Annotated in this window: 15 protein-coding genes and 1 pseudogene; 10 read left to right on the forward strand and 6 right to left on the reverse strand. The window is 61.0% G+C overall.

Features of this window, described 5'->3' with window-relative positions:
* The first annotated feature begins 15 nt into the window (after positions 1-15).
* Complete coding sequence (locus tag EFD56_RS28440; protein WP_170965674.1) at positions 16-1,182, forward strand: MFS transporter; 1,167 nt, start codon at positions 16-18, stop codon at positions 1,180-1,182.
* A 62-nt stretch (positions 1,183-1,244) separates the two neighbouring features.
* Here EFD56_RS28440 and EFD56_RS28445 read toward each other — a convergent pair whose 3' ends face one another.
* The 3 genes and pseudogenes from EFD56_RS28445 to EFD56_RS28455 all read right to left on the reverse strand — a co-directional run bounded on the left by EFD56_RS28445 (position 1,245) and on the right by EFD56_RS28455 (position 5,159).
* Positions 1,245-4,112, reverse strand: coding sequence for a M16 family metallopeptidase (locus EFD56_RS28445; RefSeq protein ID WP_085743634.1), 2,868 nt, complete (start codon positions 4,110-4,112; stop codon positions 1,245-1,247).
* Between the two features lie 243 nt (positions 4,113-4,355).
* Positions 4,356-4,580 (reverse strand): annotated as a pseudogene (locus EFD56_RS28450) (metallophosphoesterase family protein); the annotation flags it as partial.
* 183 nt (positions 4,581-4,763) lie between these two features.
* A complete protein-coding gene (locus tag EFD56_RS28455; protein WP_010005860.1) occupies positions 4,764-5,159 on the reverse strand; it encodes a hypothetical protein in 396 nt (131 codons plus the stop codon).
* Between the two features lie 209 nt (positions 5,160-5,368).
* Between EFD56_RS28455 and EFD56_RS28460 the strand changes: the two genes are divergently transcribed.
* Positions 5,369-5,557 (forward strand): hypothetical protein, encoded by a 189-nt coding sequence (locus tag EFD56_RS28460; protein WP_004671942.1) that lies wholly within the window; start codon positions 5,369-5,371, stop codon positions 5,555-5,557.
* 16 nt (positions 5,558-5,573) lie between these two features.
* On the opposite strand, the gene EFD56_RS33525 is transcribed toward EFD56_RS28460, so the two are convergent.
* Entirely contained in the window at positions 5,574-5,708 is a 135-nt protein-coding gene (locus tag EFD56_RS33525; RefSeq protein WP_263973089.1) for a hypothetical protein, read from the reverse strand.
* 251 nt (positions 5,709-5,959) lie between these two features.
* Between EFD56_RS33525 and EFD56_RS28465 the strand changes: the two genes are divergently transcribed.
* Positions 5,960-6,253, forward strand: coding sequence for a hypothetical protein (locus EFD56_RS28465; RefSeq protein ID WP_085742512.1), 294 nt, complete (start codon positions 5,960-5,962; stop codon positions 6,251-6,253).
* Here EFD56_RS28465 and EFD56_RS28470 read toward each other — a convergent pair.
* Together EFD56_RS28470 and EFD56_RS28475 are read right to left on the reverse strand one after the other, a co-directional pair.
* Positions 6,250-8,352 carry a sensor histidine kinase gene (locus EFD56_RS28470; protein WP_085742511.1) on the reverse strand — a complete coding sequence of 701 codons (2,103 nt, stop codon included), beginning with the start codon at positions 8,350-8,352 and terminating at the stop codon, positions 6,250-6,252. The two genes, EFD56_RS28465 and EFD56_RS28470, sit on opposite strands and share 4 nt — an antisense overlap.
* Entirely contained in the window at positions 8,349-9,089 is a 741-nt protein-coding gene (locus EFD56_RS28475; protein ID WP_010008897.1) for a response regulator transcription factor, read from the reverse strand. The genes EFD56_RS28470 and EFD56_RS28475 overlap by 4 nt, the downstream gene beginning before the upstream one ends.
* Before the next feature lie 234 nt (positions 9,090-9,323).
* On the opposite strand from EFD56_RS28475, the gene EFD56_RS28480 reads away from it, so the two are divergent.
* From EFD56_RS28480 to EFD56_RS28510, 7 genes are all read left to right on the forward strand, one after another.
* Positions 9,324-10,316 (forward strand): ABC transporter substrate-binding protein, encoded by a 993-nt coding sequence (locus tag EFD56_RS28480; RefSeq protein WP_064818234.1) that lies wholly within the window; start codon positions 9,324-9,326, stop codon positions 10,314-10,316.
* Between the two features lie 117 nt (positions 10,317-10,433).
* Positions 10,434-11,459 (forward strand): ABC transporter substrate-binding protein, encoded by a 1,026-nt coding sequence (locus EFD56_RS28485; RefSeq protein WP_064818233.1) that lies wholly within the window; start codon positions 10,434-10,436, stop codon positions 11,457-11,459.
* 88 nt (positions 11,460-11,547) lie between these two features.
* Entirely contained in the window at positions 11,548-13,779 is a 2,232-nt protein-coding gene (locus EFD56_RS28490; protein ID WP_064818232.1) for an ABC transporter permease, read from the forward strand.
* On the forward strand, positions 13,776-14,837 hold the full coding sequence (locus tag EFD56_RS28495; RefSeq protein WP_085742510.1) for an ABC transporter ATP-binding protein: 1,062 nt from the start codon (positions 13,776-13,778) through the stop codon (positions 14,835-14,837). The genes EFD56_RS28490 and EFD56_RS28495 overlap by 4 nt, the downstream gene beginning before the upstream one ends.
* Positions 14,838-14,913: 76 nt before the next feature.
* Complete coding sequence (locus EFD56_RS28500; RefSeq protein WP_085742509.1) at positions 14,914-15,741, forward strand: inositol monophosphatase family protein; 828 nt, start codon at positions 14,914-14,916, stop codon at positions 15,739-15,741.
* A 131-nt stretch (positions 15,742-15,872) separates the two neighbouring features.
* Positions 15,873-16,427 (forward strand): NUDIX hydrolase, encoded by a 555-nt coding sequence (locus EFD56_RS28505; protein WP_004671930.1) that lies wholly within the window; start codon positions 15,873-15,875, stop codon positions 16,425-16,427.
* 37 nt (positions 16,428-16,464) lie between these two features.
* The gene (locus tag EFD56_RS28510; RefSeq protein ID WP_085742508.1) at positions 16,465-16,971 is read left to right on the forward strand and encodes a winged helix-turn-helix transcriptional regulator; all 507 of its coding nucleotides are present in this window, start codon (positions 16,465-16,467) and stop codon (positions 16,969-16,971) included.
* The last annotated feature ends 8 nt before the right edge of the window (positions 16,972-16,979 follow it).

Raw genomic sequence — 16,979 nt, forward strand, 5'->3', positions numbered from 1 at the left:
GACGAGGACATCTGCATGACCGCGGCAAACACGACGTCACCACACGAAGATCGAATCCCATGGGCCGCAATGGCGGCAATCATCGCGACCGTCACCGTGTTTGCCGTGGCGCAGGGACTGACATATCCGCTGCTGAGCTTCATCCTGGAGCGCCAGGGAGTAACATCTGGGATGATCGGCCTCTCGGCCGCGATGACACCGCTGGGTTTCATCCTTTCGGCGCCTGTCATTCCAGCGCTTTCGCGGCGTGTCGGTGCGGCGCGGCTCGCGATCCTCTGTTCGATCCTGGCGGCCCTCACCCTGACGGTGATTGCCTGGCGCCAACAGATCTGGGCCTGGATGCCGCTGCGCTTCTTGCTCGGCTTCTTTGCCAATCCGCTCTACGTGGTCAGCGAAACCTGGCTGATCTCGATCACGCCGGCACCGCGCCGCGGCCGCATCATGGGCCTCTATTCGTCGATCGTCTCGGGTGGCTTCGCGGTCGGCCCGCTATCGCTCGGCCTTGCCGGCACGGAAGGTTGGCCGCCTTTCATGATCGGCGTCACGGCCTTCCTGGTCTGCGGCCTGATCGTGCTTGCCGTTGCCCGACGTCTGCCCGAGATGCCTGGCGAAGGCCAGGCGATCTCGGTCGGCGGCTTCTTCGCGCTGGCGCCGCTGCTGCTGTTTGCCATTTTCACCGCCGCCGCCTTCGAGCAGATCCTGCTTTCGCTGTTTGCGGTCTATGGGGCATCACTTGGCAGCGCCGAGGGACGCATCGCTTCGCTCATCACCTGTTTCGTCGCCGGCAATGCCGTTCTGCAGGTCCTGCTTGGGCGGGCGGCCGAATGGTTCGGCTCGGCGCGGATCATGTCGTACTGCGTCCTGGCATGCCTCACCGGCTGCCTGCTGCTGGCACCAACCTTCACCACCTGGCTGATCTGGCCGCTCGTTTTCGTCTGGGGCGGGGTCTCGTTCGGGCTCTACACCATGTCGCTGATCCAGCTCGGCGAGCGCTTTACCGGCCAGACGCTGATTGCCGGCAATGCGGCCTTCGCCTTCGCATGGGGCGTCGGCGGCATGGCAGGCTCGCCCGCGGCCGGACTGGCGATGCAGTTGGTCGGCCACCACGGGCTGCCATTATCGCTCGGCCTGCTCAGCGGCGTGCTGGCGATGTTTCTCACGGCTGCGAAAATGCGGGGCTGAATTGCGGCGAGCGCGTCCTTTCCCCGCAAAGGACGCTGCTACACTGTAAATCGACCCACCAATTAGCGCACCGCCGCCGGCAGAACTTCGAATTTCCAGAATTTTTCCGGGCTGAAATAAGTCGTGGCGAATTCGCGGATATTTGCGGCCGTAACTTCCTCGTAGCCGCTGAGATTGCCGCGTATGCGGTCCAAACGACGCGGATCCGTCTGGGCGCCGCGCAGATATTCAATCCAGTATTCGTTGCCCTGCCGCTGGTGCTTCAGTCTCTCGATGATGGGTTCGCGGGCGCGTGCGAGCTCGTCTGCGGAGACATCATGCGACCTGAGATCATTGGCGATCTCGTCGACAAGTGCATAGAAGCGCGCGAGCTTGGCCGGATCCGTCTCGACATAGAAATAGGCGTAGCCATAGCCGGGAATTTCCCTCGACAGATTGACGTCGCCGTCCAGCGCGTAGCTTGCCCCTTCTGCAATGCGAAACTGGTCGGTCAGCCTATTCTGGAAAATCTGGGTGACAACATTGGCGGTGAAGGAGCGCGGGAGATCGGAGAGCAAATCGCCGATGGGGACCCCGACGACGGCGGCGGCGCTGTCTGCCCTTCCGTTATGAGTCTGCAGAACAGGCTTCTCGGTGGCCGCCGGGAAGCGCACGTTACCCCAATCATTGCTCGGCGCCGCCTCCGGGCGTGGCGGCAAAGCGCCGAATGTTTCAGCTGTCAGCCGGATGGCGTCGTCCACTGTTACGTCGCCGACAATGGTGACATCGATCGGGCCATTGGCCACCACAGGCTGGAACAGCGCCTCGAAATCGCCCGGCTTGGCGGCGGACAACTGGGCGCGATCAGGAAAGGTCCAGCGCGGATCGCCGGAGTGGACGAGACCTCCAAGGTTACGGCTGATAACGCCGCCAGGGGTCGCCTCATACTGATCGAGGCCGCTCAAGTAGGCCTGCTGAACCCGCTTGAACGCCTCGGGGCGGTACGCGGGTTCGGAGGTATATGCCGTCATGAGTTGCAATTGCGTCGCAAGATCCTCAGGCCGCGTACGACCATCGAACTTCAACGAGCCGTCGCCAACCGAGACGTCGAGGCCGACAATGTTGGCGGTCAGCGCTTTCTGCATATCCTGGTAGTCCATGGCTTTCACGCCGGACAGCGCGACGGCCGGCGATGCCCAGATCGGGAGGGAACGGTCATGCGGCATGTCCAGCCGGCCGCGGCCGATATCCTCGCGCACCAGCACTTCGTTGGCACGCAGCTTGGTTGGCTTGACGGTGAGCCGTACACCGTTGGAAAAGCGCACCATGGTCAGGTCGAGATCATCGACGGCGCGACGTGCGACCACAGCGCCCGGCGCGCCGAAATGGGTGTAGGGCCAGGCGACATCGGCTGCACTGGACGGCGCCGAGACGGCAACGGCGTTGGAAGCGTGATAGACTTGGCCGAGTGCATCGGCTCCGCCCTGCGGCGATTGGGCGGTCTGAAGGACGATCTGAGGACCATTGCCGGAGAATGCACGCTGCAGGGCCTGATTGACCTCGGTCGCGGTAACGCCGTTCGTCACCCTCTCGAAGAGCGACAGGTCGTCGGCAGGCGAGGTGAAGACCTGATTGTCATCGACGCTGCCAGCCAGCGCGGCAGCGATGTCGGTGGTCGTGCGCGTCGCGGCTCCGGCGGCAGCAGCCTTCAGGGCCGAGCGATATTCGAGGATTTCGCGGTCGATCTCAGCCTGGGCAACGCCGAACTGTTGAATACGACGCTGTTCCTGGTCAATGGCCCCAAGTGCCGCCTGCCATTTGTCCGGTTCGGAATTCGCCGTGACCAGGACGACATGAGCGGAATCGAGGAGATCCTGGGAGCCGACGCCCGCGCTGATGAAAGGCGCATCCGCCTTGCTGGCGATGGTGCTGACCCGGCGTTTGAGCACCATCAGGCCAAGATCTTCGATAAGCTGGGTACGGCGCTTGGCCAAGGTGTCTGGGGCGGCGTCATAAGGACGCGTCCAGGCGATCTGGACGCTGGTCATGCCGCCGGGAACGACGACGACGTCCGCGCTTTCGCCCTTCGTCTGCAGCACGCCAGTATCCTGATTTGCAGGCGTCGATCCTGTGGCCTTCCAGTCGCCGAAGCGCTGCCGGATTTCGATCTCCATGGCAGCGGGGTCGATATCGCCCACCACGATCAGCGTCGCCCGATCGGGCCGATAATTGGCCCGGTAGTAATCGCGGACGAGGTCTACAGGCGCCTTGCTGATAATATCGGCTTTCCCGATCGGCGGGCGCATCGTCACGCGCCGTCCGGCGAGCAACGAATTCATGATTGCGAGCCCCGCGCGGTACTGCGGCGTATCGCGCAGCCGCTCTTCCGAGAGGATGACGCCGCGCTCGCGATCGAGGGCGCCGGCATCGAGTGTCAGTTCACTCGCCGTCTCTCGCATCAACATCAGGCCCGTGGAAATGGTGTCTGCATCGACCTCGGGCAAATCGAGCGCATAGACAGTCTCGTCATAAGAGGTATGGGCGTTGGTGTCCGGTCCAAAGGCCAAGCCCTTGCGCTGCAGGATACGAATAATCTCCCCTTCGGCGACATGCGTCGACCCCTTGAAGGCCATATGCTCGAGAACATGCGCCAGCCCCTGCTGGTCGTCGTTTTCCTCAAGTGAGCCGGAGCCGATGCGAAAGCGGATCGCCGCCTGTCCTGATGGCGTGGCGTTGCGCATGATTGCAAAGCGCATGCCATTGGCCAGCACGCCGAAATGGACATTGGAATCGGCTTGGATGTCGCTTTGCGTTTGTGGCCAGGGGGCGGACGGTGTGTCGGCATAGGCCGGCGATGCGAAAATTGCAGCAAGTGAGACCGTCGCGAGAAACCACCGGGCGGCGGTGCATTCCAGTTGTTTGGGAGACATTCTTATCCGGGTGATGAGCATGAAGAGGGGAAATGGCGTTGATCCGACCATTCCATAAGTTGCGTATCGCTTCAACTTCCATGTGTGGATAATTACGGTTGGAACTTCGCGTAAGCTCCATATAAATCTTAGAATTATCGCATAAATATTGATACATATATTTTATAAGCTCGCGCTTGTGGTTTCCGTTGTCACTCCTGATGAACTCTCCACATCCGTCAACTGTCAGATCGCTGTCACCGAGCCCGACTAAAGGCTCGGTCGGTTTCCGCCGGGAGCGATCAGCATCGGGATCAACACCTGGCGCATCAGATCCATCGAGAAGGTAATATCTTCGTCCTTGTCGGCGCCGTCGACAGTGAGATCACGGGTATGGACGATCAGGTCGGCGCCGGTCGCTTCGATCCAGCTCAGAAGCGGCGCCCAGTTGCCGTTGAAATGCGGCTTGCTCGGGCTGAAATGCGTGTCGGTGATCTGAATGATTTTCATGAGGGCGCGTCTCCGAGACCTGGAAGCGCGTCATGGACGCTCCCTTCTCGGGCCCTCTCTAGAAGGCTCGCATGTCAATCAGACATCCGCGGTTTTCAGCTGTTTTTCAGTTTTGACATCAATCCGTCATGCAGGCTCGGCCGCCCCCGAGAATGGGGCGGCTATCGGCAGGGTTCGCGGAGATCAGTGCCGCGGCGCGTTGGCGGGAATGGACGAGACGGTTGCCGAAACGGGGTCGCTTGCCGGAAAGCTGTCTTCGAGGCCTTCGTTCAGCTCCTCTTCCAGCGTTTCACGGTCATGGGTCGAACGGGCGCTCGGCTGGCCGACCAAACCCTTGCTGCCTTCGTCGAAGTTGCCGTTGCTCAAAGCGTCATAACGGTTGATGCTGCCGTCGGCGTTGCGGCCGGGAAAGGCAGTCAGCTGAACCATCATCACCTTGGCGTGGTCGAGCGCCGTCGAGCTGTCGAGCTCGCCACGGGAATTATCGATTTTGACGGAAACCGATTCTCCTCCCTCGCCCAAGAATTCGACGGTGAAGAAGTCGCCGGACTGTGTCACGCGTGTATCGATCAACTGCATGGAAACCTCCTGTGTTCATGCCAGATCAACGGCGAGCAACATCAGGAGTTCCAGCGACAATACCATTTCAATCGGAGTGCATGTTGCGCCGGAAGTGCAGCGCCTCACCCTCGGCCGGCATTTATGGTTAATTTATTAATAATTTGGCCTTTATGATTGGAACCACGCGGCCTTTCCGCGTGTTGATGCTGCGCCGTGGAGGAACCCCGATGATCCTGAAAATCTTTGCTCCTGAGATCGACGCCGATTGCCCTGATACCGGCACCTATGCCGATGGAATCTTCGCCGAAAACCGTATCGACCTTTCCTCGCGCGGCAGCGGCCGCCGCCGCTCGCCACATGAGCGCGATTACGGCGCCGACAGGAAGCTGGAAAACCTGCCGCTCGGCTTTGCCTGACCGCTCCCGCCTCCCATCAAAGCCTGCCGAAGACCAGCACGCCTGACGCAGCCAATACGGCGTTCAGCGCTTCTGCTGTGGCTCTGATCTTCTCGCCGCGATTGCCGATGTTCCAGCCGCCATATTGGCCGGCGTAAAGACCTCCTGCCAAGACCATCCCCCACCCGTTCGCTGTGCAGCCAGTAGCCGTCATAGAGCATCGTTCAATGCACGACGAGAAACTCTTCGCCGTCGCTCCAGCGATGAAAGGCGATGACCCGATTTTCGTCGTGAACCAGGGGGATATTGCGCGAACGAGTAGCGGCGGGCGGACGCACCACGCGCTTTTCCAGGCTCCTCTTGCCGGCATCACATTGCCGGCCACATTCTCCGTTGACGCCACTCGCAACAGCGGAGAAGCCCTTGCCTTGGATTGCCTATATCGCCCATTTCATTGCAGCCGCCTTTCTGACCAACGGCATCCCGCATTTCGTCAACGGCGTCAGCGGCCGGCGCTTCCGCACTCCATTTGCGATGCCCAGTTCGCCGACGGCGAATGTCGTCTGGGGCTGGGCGAATTTCCTCGTCGCCTTCCTGCTCTTTGCCAATATCGGGCCGCTCTATATCGGCACGCCGGGCGATACGATCTTCGTGGCGGCCGGCATGCTCGTCACCGGCATTCTGCTCGCACGGATTTTCGGCGGCGATGCGAACTAGCGCAAATCTGTGGGGAAGCCCAGCTTGACGGTCGTTCCTTGCCCGGGAGAGGAACAGATAGATGCCTCTCCGCCGCTCTGACGGACGAAGCCGTAAACCATGGCCAGACCAAGCCCTGCTCCACCATGTCCGCCTCGTGTGGTGAAATAGGGTTCGAAAGCTTTGTCTACGACCTCTGGGCTCATGCCTATGCCGCTGTCGGTCACCGAGATCAGCAATGTGTCTTCCTTTGCCGTTGCACCGATAGCGATGACGCCTCCCGTCGGCATCGCTGCCGCAGCGTTGAGACAGAGGTTCAGAACGGACTGCTCCAAAAGGGCCGCATCGAGCGATACGACCGGCAGGCCGGCATCCAGGTCCAGCTTGATATGGCACTTTGCGCCGACAGCGATCTCCAGGATATCGGCCATTCCGCGAAGGAGGCTCGCGACATCCACCCGGCTTGGATGGAATGGCTGCTGGCTGCCGATCGACAGCATGCTGCCGGCCAGCGACCGTCCTCGCTCGGCAGCCTTGCGAATTCGCGCAATGTTGCGTTTCTGCCGATCGTTGAAGCCGGTTTCACGCTCGAGAAGGCCGAGGCTGCCGGTGATGATCCCGATCATGTTGCCGACTTCGTGGCTCACCTGATGCGTCATGCGCATGATGCCGTCTAGTCGCTGAACCTTTGCCGCTTCCGCCTCCTGTCGATCCATCAACGTGACGTCGCGTGCCAGAAGAACGATGCCGCCCTCCGGCTGTCGTGACATGGAGATCTCGATCACCCGCTGGTCGCTGGTGCGATGGCGGACGACTGCACGTTCCAGCAGGGCGCCGCGCTCCGGATCGGAGGGCAGCAAAGCGGGATCAATCTCCGGCACCGGCTCGACAAACCGGCGCAGCGGCAATTTGCGCGCGGAACCCGAATGGCCGAACAGTTCGATGATCCGCCTGTTCATGGTGATCGGTCGCCCCATCCTGTCGAAAAGCGCAATCCCCTCGTTCATATTGCGAAAGGTTGAACGGATGGTGCGAGCGGCGGCTTCTGCCGTGCGTCTCAATCGAGACACGCGATCCACGCTGTCCTTGAAGGCGCGGAAGGCGTCCAGCAGACGCACAAGCTCGGTTTCATTTCCACGGTAGGCTGGCGGACCCACTTCGTTTTCGCCCTTGGCGAGCGCATTCATGCCGTTCGACAGCGCCACGATGCCCCGTGACACACGCATGACCGACCGGACGGAAAAAATTGCCATTACGAGCACGAGCAGGAAAGCCAAGGCCACGGTTACCAGCAGTCGGCTCAAGGCATCGGAGGTCGAAAGCAGATCGTCGTTCAGCTGGCGTGCAACTGCATCGCTTTGCGTCTCCGTTGCATGGGAGAGGTCGCGTGAGACAGCATGCAGCTTTGCGACCGCCGCCCGGATCGCGAACATGTTCAAGAGGTATCGTGTCTGAGCTTCGAATACACGCTCATACGGCTGGAGCTCGGCAGGCGAAATCCTCAAATCGGCCGCGGTTTTCCCCTGCGCGGCCGTCGTATCCGCCACGTATCGTCTGCGAAGTTCACCGAGCTGGAAAAGACTGTCGGAGGTGGAAGCCGCTTGCACGATTCCATTCACTTGACGGCGCAGCTCGTGATCGACGATGCCTTTGCCGGTCGCCACCTCCCCCAGCGCCGCGGCCGCTTCAGCCTTGTGATTTTGTGCAGCGTCGGCGTCCCTGGCAAGCACAAGCGTCTGTGTCCTGATAAGATCGAGAAGCTCAAGCATCCTCGGGCTCGCAAAGCCGCGGGCAGCCTGGTCTGCTCCGTGAGGCGCGGCCGTCTTCAGCAGGCTGTCGACCTGCAGCACGACAGCGCGGCTCTCGCTCGCCACCCGGTATGGCGAGGTCGAGTTCATCAGGAAGGGCGCGCTCGACACCAGATCGGAGACTTGCCGGGAAACGAGCGAGGCCTTGGCGAGGCTTGTGAAGGCCTGCAGGCCGTAAGCTGCCATCTCGTCACGGGCGCGCTGCAGACCGTAGATCGCGATCGCCGACAGGCTGAACACCAGGAAGCAGATGAAGGCGATCGCGAACGGCAAGCGAAAGGCAATCGACGACAGAAAGGAGCGGCTGATCACGCGGACGGCTCGCCATCGCCGGTGTGCAGGACATAGCCCTTTCCGCGTCGTGTCTTGATATGGCGCGGGAGGTCGGGATTGCGTTCGATTTTCCGCCGGAGCCGCAGAACCAGGACGTCGACGTTGCGGTCGATGTAGCGATCGCTTTCCGAGCCAAGCCGATCGAGGATCTGCGCCCGGCTCACCGGCTGGTTGGGAGTCTGCGCAAGGATTTCAAGCAGGGCGAATTCGGCCGTCGTCAGCGTTTTGCTGCGGTCGGCGAGGCAGACGGCTTGCCGGCCCATCAGGTCGATGGCCCAATCGCCAAGCAGCAGAGAGGGGCGTTCGTGCTCCCGCTCACTCTCCTTTTCCTGTTTCAGCGACGGCACGGTTCGCCGCAAGACAGCTTTGATGCGGGCCGTCAGTTCGATCGGTTCGAATGGCTTGACGACATAATCGTCCGCAGCGGTTTCCAGGCCGAGGACACGATCGGCGGCACTGCCGGCGGCCGTCACCATGACGATGCCGATATTGGCCTCCGACCGCAGTTTTTGGGCGAACGCTCGGCCGGATGTCCGTGGCAGGTTATGGTCGACAAGCACCAGATGTATCTGCTCTCGCGCCAGGATATCGGTCGCCTCCTCGGCGGATCCCGCGCAGGTCGGAATCCACCCCTCGGCCTCGACGAGATCGGAGATAAGTTCCGCCATATCCGGATCGTCCTCGACGATCAGAATTCGAACCTTCTGATTCAGCACCGCTTGATCCTCCCGGCGCCATCATAGGCATGCTGCCGCCAATGTTCAAAGACACTCTGATGATGAGGTTTGTCACATTTGTAATGAATGTAACGTCGCTCCGCCCGGCGATGAAAAATCGGTAACCATTCTTCGATTGCGGTGACGCGAAGATCTGACATGCTGGCTGTGGAGATTGGAACGGGAGGTTCCAGGGAGGCTTGCGTGAGAATATTGACCGCTTTTGCTGCGGGCATGGCTTTCTGGCTGTGCGGCGCAAGCCAAGGCATGAGCGAGGCGCGATTGAACGTCCTGTGCGGCGTCGACGAAGCCTGGTGCATGGCCATGGAAAAAGCGTTCGAAGCCCGCGCGGGTATCGATATCTCGATGGTTCGCAAGAGCACCGGCGACATACTCGATCAGATCCGGGCCGAAAAATCCCATCCGACAGTGGATGTCTGGTGGGGTGGAACCGGTGATGCCCATCTGCAGGCTGCCTCAGAGGATCTGCTCGATCGATACCAGCCCGACCATGAACACGATATGCTGCCTTGGGCGCAGAACTTTTTTGCTATGTCCGGCTCCCGGTCGGCCGCCATATATGCGGGAGCTTTGGGTTTCGCCTATAATTCCGATCTCCTCGCAGCGCTGAAGCTTCCGGCTCCGACCTGCTGGCAGGACCTGACGAAAGAGGTCTATCGCGGCCATATCCAGTCCGGCAATCCGAATTCCTCCGGAACCGCTTTCACAATGCTGGCCACCCTCGTGCAGCTCCTCGGCGAAGAGGAGGCGTTCCGGTACATGGCCGCCCTCAACCGTAATATCGTCGAGTATACTAGGTCCGGCGCGGCGCCGGTAAAGGCTGCCGCCCGCGGTGAAGTCCTGATCGGCATCTCGTTCATGCATGACGCGGTAACCCTGAAGGAAGCGGGCGCGCCGCTGGTCATCGTCGCTCCCTGCGAAGGAACGGGTTACGAAATCGGCGCGGTCAGCATCGTCAAGGGTAGCCGCAATGCCAGGGCCGCCCAGGCATTTGTCGATTTCGCCCTCAGTCCCGAAGGTCAGGCGACAGGCGCTGCGGCCGGCCAGAACCAGGTTCCGTCGAACGCCAAAGCGGCTCTGCCGCCGGCCGCGCCCGACATCACCATGATCAAGATGGTGGATTATGACTTTGCAACATTCGGCTTGTCCGATGAGCGAAGTCGGCTGTTGACCCGCTTCGACACCGAGATCTCCCCGACCCAATAGGCCGGGATCCGACTTTCATCCGAACTCGACAACACGGTGCGATCGACGCGCCGCGACGGGCAGCGCTTGTGCCGCTGACCCAACACCCTCTCAGACGCAAGCAACAGGAGGATACCCATGCGACTGATAGTTCTTTCCACGCTTCTTTTTGCCGGAACGGCGCTGGCTGCCGGTTCGGTCCAGGCCGCCGGCGAGCTTAACCTCATCTGCTCGGCCGATGTCGTCATCTGCGAGCAGATGCAGGGCGACTTCGAAAAGGCTCACGACATCAAGGTCAATATGGTGCGCCTGTCGTCGGGCGAGACCTATGCCAAGATACGCGCCGAGGCCCGCAACCCGAAGACCGACATCTGGTGGGCCGGCACGGGAGATCCGCATGTCCAGGCAGCATCGGAAAACCTGACGCTGGAATACAAGTCGCCGATGCTCGACCAGTTGCAGGATTGGGCCAAAAAGCAGGCGGAGAGCACCGGCTTCAAGACGGTCGGTGTCTACGCCGGTGCACTCGGCTGGGGTTACAACACCGAGATCTTCAAGACCAAGGGTTACAAGGAGCCCCGCTGCTGGGCCGATCTCCTGGCGCCGGAATTGAAGGGCGAAATCCAGATCGCCAATCCGAACTCCTCGGGCACTGCCTATACGGCTCTCGCTTCGCTGGTGCAGATCATGGGTGAAGACCAGGCCATCGACTATCTGAAAAAACTGAACGCCAACGTCTCGCAATACACCAAGTCCGGATCGGCTCCGGTGAAGGCGGCGGCACGGGGCGAAACGGCCCTCGGCATCGTCTTCATGCATGACGCCGTCGCCCAGACCGCCGAAGGCTTTCCGGTCAAATCGGTCGCGCCATGCGAGGGCACCGGCTATGAAATCGGCTCCATGTCGATCATCAAAGGCGCCCGCAATCTCGACAACGCCAAGGTCTGGTACGATTGGGCGCTGCGGCCCGAAGTGCAATCGCGCATGAAGGATGCCAAGTCCTTCCAGCTGCCGTCGAACAAATCGGCGGAGGTGCCGAAGGAGGCGCCGAAGTTCGAGGACATCAAGCTGATCGACTACGACTTCAAGACCTATGGCGATCCGGCAAAGCGCAAGGCCCTGCTGGAGCGCTGGGACCGGGAAGTCGGCGCCGTTGCCAACTGAAGATCCACGAGTGGCGCGGCATCCCGGACGGATCCGGGGTGCCGCTCGATTCTCCCATTTCATCAACGTGAAATAAGCGAGGTATGCCATGAGACGTGGCAATCGCCGATTGGACATCGTCCTTGGCCTGGGGGCATCTGCCCTGATCCTGGTCCCGTGGTATCGCATCGAGGGCGGCTTTTTCGGATTCAAGTGGCTGTCTGCCTTCCCGTTCTCCGCCGATACGGCGCCAGGGCTGCTGCAAATCCTGCAGCATGGACGAACCTGGCTTGCCGGTGTGGTCCTGCTATATTTGCTCGGCTGTTTGGCGCGCCTGGTGCGCGATCCGATGCGGCGCGGAACCTTGCTCGCCTCGCTCGGCGCCGTCGGCTTCGTCTTCCTGTCTCTGCAGGGGTTGGCGATCGGCTTTTCCGGCTGGACCTGGGCAATCAGTGAAAACCTGTTCGGCATATTGTCCGAGGGACAGCCGTCGATGGGTGCCGGCGCGGTCCTCCTGGCGCTCGTCTTCGTTCTCCTCTTTGCGTTCGGACTGGCCGAACGCGGGGTGATGAGGGGAGATGCCTTCATCGTCGGCTCGATTTGCATTCTCGCGTTTCTGGTCACCGTCTTCGTTTTCTACCCGATCGGCAGCATGTTCATCGCTTCGGTGCAGGACTTCGATGGCTCCTTCAATCCAGATGGCCTTATACGCAACATTCAGGACCCCGGCATTTGGAGCCTCGGCTGCATAGCGGGCGAAGAACGTTGCGGCGTTGCCTGGCGCACGCTCCTTCTCGCCGTCATGACCGCTTCCGGCTCGACCCTGCTCGGCCTTGGCTTTGCGCTGGTGGCGACGCGCACGCGCTTTCCGTTCAAAAAGGGATTGCGCCTGCTGACGGTGCTGCCGATCATCACACCGCCCTTCGTCATCGGCTTGGCGCTGACGCTGCTGTTCGGCCGCGCCGGGGTCATTACCGAGGCCTTGTCCAGTCTGTTGGGTATCGAGCCAGGCCGCTGGCTCTATGGGCTCACCGGCATCTGGATCGCCCAGGTGCTCTCCTTTACGCCGATCGCCTTCCTCGTCCTTATCGGCGTCGTCGAAGGCGTCAGCCCCTCGATGGAAGAGGCATCGCAGACCCTGCGTGCCGGCCGCTGGCGCACGTTCTGGCGCGTCTCCCTGCCGCTGATGAAGCCGGGTCTCGCCAACGCCTTCCTGATCGGCTTCATCGAGAGCATGGCCGATTTCGGCAATCCGCTCGTGCTTGGCGGCACGCATGGCGTACTTTCGACGGAAATCTTTTTTGCGGTCGTCGGATCGCAGAACGATCCGTCGCGCGCGGCCGTTCTTGCCATTGTGCTCCTCTGCTTCACGCTCTCGGCATTCCTCGCTCAGCGTCTCTGGCTATCGGGCAAAAGCTTTGCCACGGTCACCGGCAAGGGCGACAGCGGCGCTCACATCGCGTTGCCGCGCGGCCTCTCCATTGCCGTGCATGCGGTGGTCGTTCCGTGGATGATTTTCACCGTCATCGTTTATGGAATGATCCTGGTCGGCGGCTTCGTGAAAACCTGGGGCCTCGACAACTCGCTGACGCTCGACCATTACGCTCGCGCCTTCTCGATCGGTCTCGACAATGGCGGGGTCGCGTGGACCGGCGTGGCGTGGAACTCCTTCTGGACGACGATGGAAATCGCGCTCGTCTCCGCGCCCCTGACCGCTGCGGTGGGCCTGCTCACGGCCTATATCATCGTACGGCAGAAATTCGTCGGGCGGAACATCTTCGAATTCGCGCTGATGATGAGCTTCGCCATTCCCGGAACGGTCATCGGCGTCAGCTACATCATGGCTTTCAACCTGCCTCCGATCGAGATGACCGGCTCGGCGCTGATCCTCATCCTCTGCTTCGTCTTCCGCAACATGCCGGTCGGCGTACGCGGCGGGATCGCGGCGATGAGCCAGCTCGACAAGAGCCTGGACGAGGCGTCGCTCACTTTGCGTGCGGACAGTTTCCGGACGATCCGCAAGGTGATCCTGCCGCTGCTGCGGCCAGCCATCACCGCTGCCCTAGTCTACTCTTTCGTGCGCGCCATAACCTCGATCAGCGCCGTCATTTTCCTCGTCAGCGCGGAATACAACATGGCCACGTCCTATATCGTCGGCCTCGTCGAGAATGGCGAATACGGCGTGGCGATCGCCTATTCATCCATGCTGATCGTGGTGATGAGCATTGTCATCGCCGGCTTCCAGCTCGTCGTCGGCGAGCGCCGCCTACGCCGCGAAAATCGCGTCGCCGGCACCAGCTCAGCTCCCTCTATTCCTCTCGGTCAGGAGAAAACAGCATGATCACCGTCAAACCCGGTTCCGTCATCTTCCAGAATGTCCGCAAGTCTTTCGGTGCATTCACGGCCATTCCCGACCTTTCCCTCTCGATCGAGCCGGGCACGCTCGTGACCTTGCTCGGCCCATCCGGCTGCGGCAAAACTACCACGCTGCGCATGCTGGCCGGGCTCGAGCATCCGACATCCGGACGTATTCTGATCGGCGGCGCCGACGTTACCATGCTGCCCGCCAATGAGCGCGACGTGTCGATGGTGTTTCAGTCCTATGCCCTGTTTCCGCATATGACTTCGCTGGATAATGTCGCTTATGGTCTGCAGTCGTCGGGCCTCGGCAAGAAGGAAGCGCGGGAAAAGGCCGAGGAAGGATTGAATCTCGTCGGCCTTGCGGGCATGGGCCATCGCCTGCCGGCCGAGCTTTCCGGCGGCCAGCAGCAACGCGTCGCGGTTGCCCGCGCGCTTGTGCTCGAGCCGCAGGTGCTGCTGCTCGACGAACCGCTCTCCAACCTCGATGCCCGCCTGCGCCGCCGGGTGCGCACGGAAATCCGCGAACTGCAGCAGCGGCTCGGCTTCACCGCCGTTTACGTTACCCATGACCAGGATGAGGCCCTGGCGGTGTCAGACCGCATCATCGTCATGAAGGATGGCGAGATTGCCCAGTCCGGGACGCCGCGTGAGCTCTATGAAGCGCCGGCATCGTCCTTCATCGCCGATTTCATGGGCGAGGCCAATGTCATCCCTTGCGAGGTGATCGGCGTCGAAGGGACGGAGGCGCTTATCCGCGTGGCCGGTGTGGATCATCGTTTGCCAAGCCGCAGCGCAAAGCCCGGCATGGCAAAACTCGCTGTCAGGCCCGGATCGATCACCATAGCGGCAGCCGGCCAGCGCGGGCTGTCGGGACGCGTACTCCACAGTGCCTATCTCGGCGGACATGTCGAATATGAGATCGAAACCGATGTCGGAACGCTCTTCATCATCGACCATGCCGTCGACAGAAACCTACCGCCTGCGAGCGATGTCACACTCGGGTTCGAGAACCGCGGCATTGCGCTGATCAATGCCTGAAACATTTGGGCCTGAAACATTTGGGCCTGAAACATTTGGGCCTGAAACATTTGGAATGCGAATAAAGGATAGCAATATGACGATGCATGACAGCGACCTGGAGCGACGCTTCACCCTGGCCAAATCCCTTGCTGCGGAAGCTGGTGCTTTGGCGCTCGACTATTTCAATAGGCGCGAGACTCTCGTAATCGAGACAAAGCGCGATCTTCAGGATGTCGTCTCGATCGCGGATCGCAACGTCGAGACCTTCCTGCGCGAGCAGGTTGCAGCAGCAATTCCCGAGGACGGTTTCCTCGGCGAGGAGTTCGGCCATCAAGCCGGACGTTCCGGCTACACCTGGGTTGTCGATCCAATCGACGGCACCGCGCCCTTCGTCAATGGCATGCCCACCTGGTGCGTTTCGATCGCTGTCCTGCACCAGGGCATCCCGGTCGTCGGCGTGATCCAGGTGCCTTGCGCGAACGAGCTTTATGCCGCCGCCCTTGGCCTTGGCGCGAGCTTGAATGACGAGACGCTTTTGCTCGATCCCTCCCGCACGATACAGAACGCCATGACGGGCATTGGCTGCAATACGCATGTCGCTCCGGACGTTGTCGGCTCCATCATAACGGCTTTGCTCGCCCGCGGCGGCACGTTCATTCGGAACGGTTCCGGAGCGCTGATGCTTGCCTACGTGGCGGCAGGGCGTCTTGTCGGCTATTATGAACCTCACATGCGGGCTTGGGACTGCATGGCGGGCTATTGCCTGGTCAAAGAAGCTGGGGGCGGGTACCTGCCCTTCCCGACCGAAGGCGAAGATTTGTTCAAGGGGCATCCCGTCCTTGCCAGCAACGTTTCCGCCTATCCGGAGCTGTTGGCGATTCACAATTCAATTCTACGCGACGGTAATAGCACCGCATTGTAGAGGCAGGCTACGTGGCGGCGAGCGTACGGCCGACAACGGCGGATGGTTGCGCATACAAGCGATTGTCATAATCTGCCATGAACACGCTCAGGCGGGTGAAGAATCAGCAATTTCAACAATCCCCAATCGCCATGAAGACTCCGAGAAAACGCAGCAAGCCTCGACCAGACAAGTCTCAGCCATTGCTGCGGCAACTCGCCGCCGTGCCTGCCAAGCTGTTTTCGGGGGCATTCCGCCAACAATACGGCGCGATTTGCTTCCGCTACGCCAATGATGGACCGGGGATCGAAATCCTGGTGATCACATCGCGCGAGAGTGCGCGCTGGGTCATTCCGAAAGGGTGGCCGATGAAAGGGAAGAAACCGTTTGAAGCGGCGGCGATCGAAGCCTGGGAGGAAGCCGGCGTGCGCGGGGCGGTGAGGAAAAAGCCGGTCGGCCGCTACACCTATCTGAAAGAACTCGACGATGGTGACGTAGCCCCCTGCATCGTCGATTTGTTTCAGGTTGAAGTCACCGAGATCAGCGACGATTTCAAGGAGCAAGGCCAGCGCATTCTCGAATGGGTCAGCCCCGATGAAGCGGCACGACGCGTTCGGGAGGTCGAGCTCAAGTCGCTGCTCGTTGAGTTTGAAGTCCGTGGGCGCACAAAGCGCGATCCTCGCCGAAGGCCGTCACCTCTCAAGTAACTTGCATCATGAAAGTCACTGCTGTAATGACATTTCCATGCAGCGGACGAGCTTCAGTCAATTCAAATGCCCGGCGGCGCGCGCGCTCGACAGCGTCGGTGACTGGTGGAGCATTCTGATCCTGCGTGATGCCTTCCAGGGGTTGTCGCGCTTCGATGAATTCCAGAAAAGCCTCGGCGTGGCGCCGAACATCCTGACGCGGCGGCTCAAACATCTGACCGATCAGGGGCTGTTCGAACGACGGCTCTACCAGCAGCGCCCTGCCCGCTACGAATATCGGCTGACGGACAAGGGCCGCGATTTCTTTCCGGTGCTGATGACGCTGTTTTCCTGGGGAAACCGCCACATGCCGGAGGAAGATCTCTCCTTTCTGCTCAGTGACGCCGCCTCCGGCAGAGAGCGCCAAACCATGCTGGTCGACGCACGGACCGGCGAAGAAGTGACACCCGAAAACACCAGCCTGCTTGCAGGCCCTGCAGCCGATGACGAGGTACGTGCGCGGATCGCCCGCATGCGTGCCTGGTATCTCGGCATCGACGCATAGAGAGGAAA

The organism is Rhizobium phaseoli (assembly GCF_003985125.1).
Classification (GTDB): domain Bacteria; phylum Pseudomonadota; class Alphaproteobacteria; order Rhizobiales; family Rhizobiaceae; genus Rhizobium; species Rhizobium phaseoli.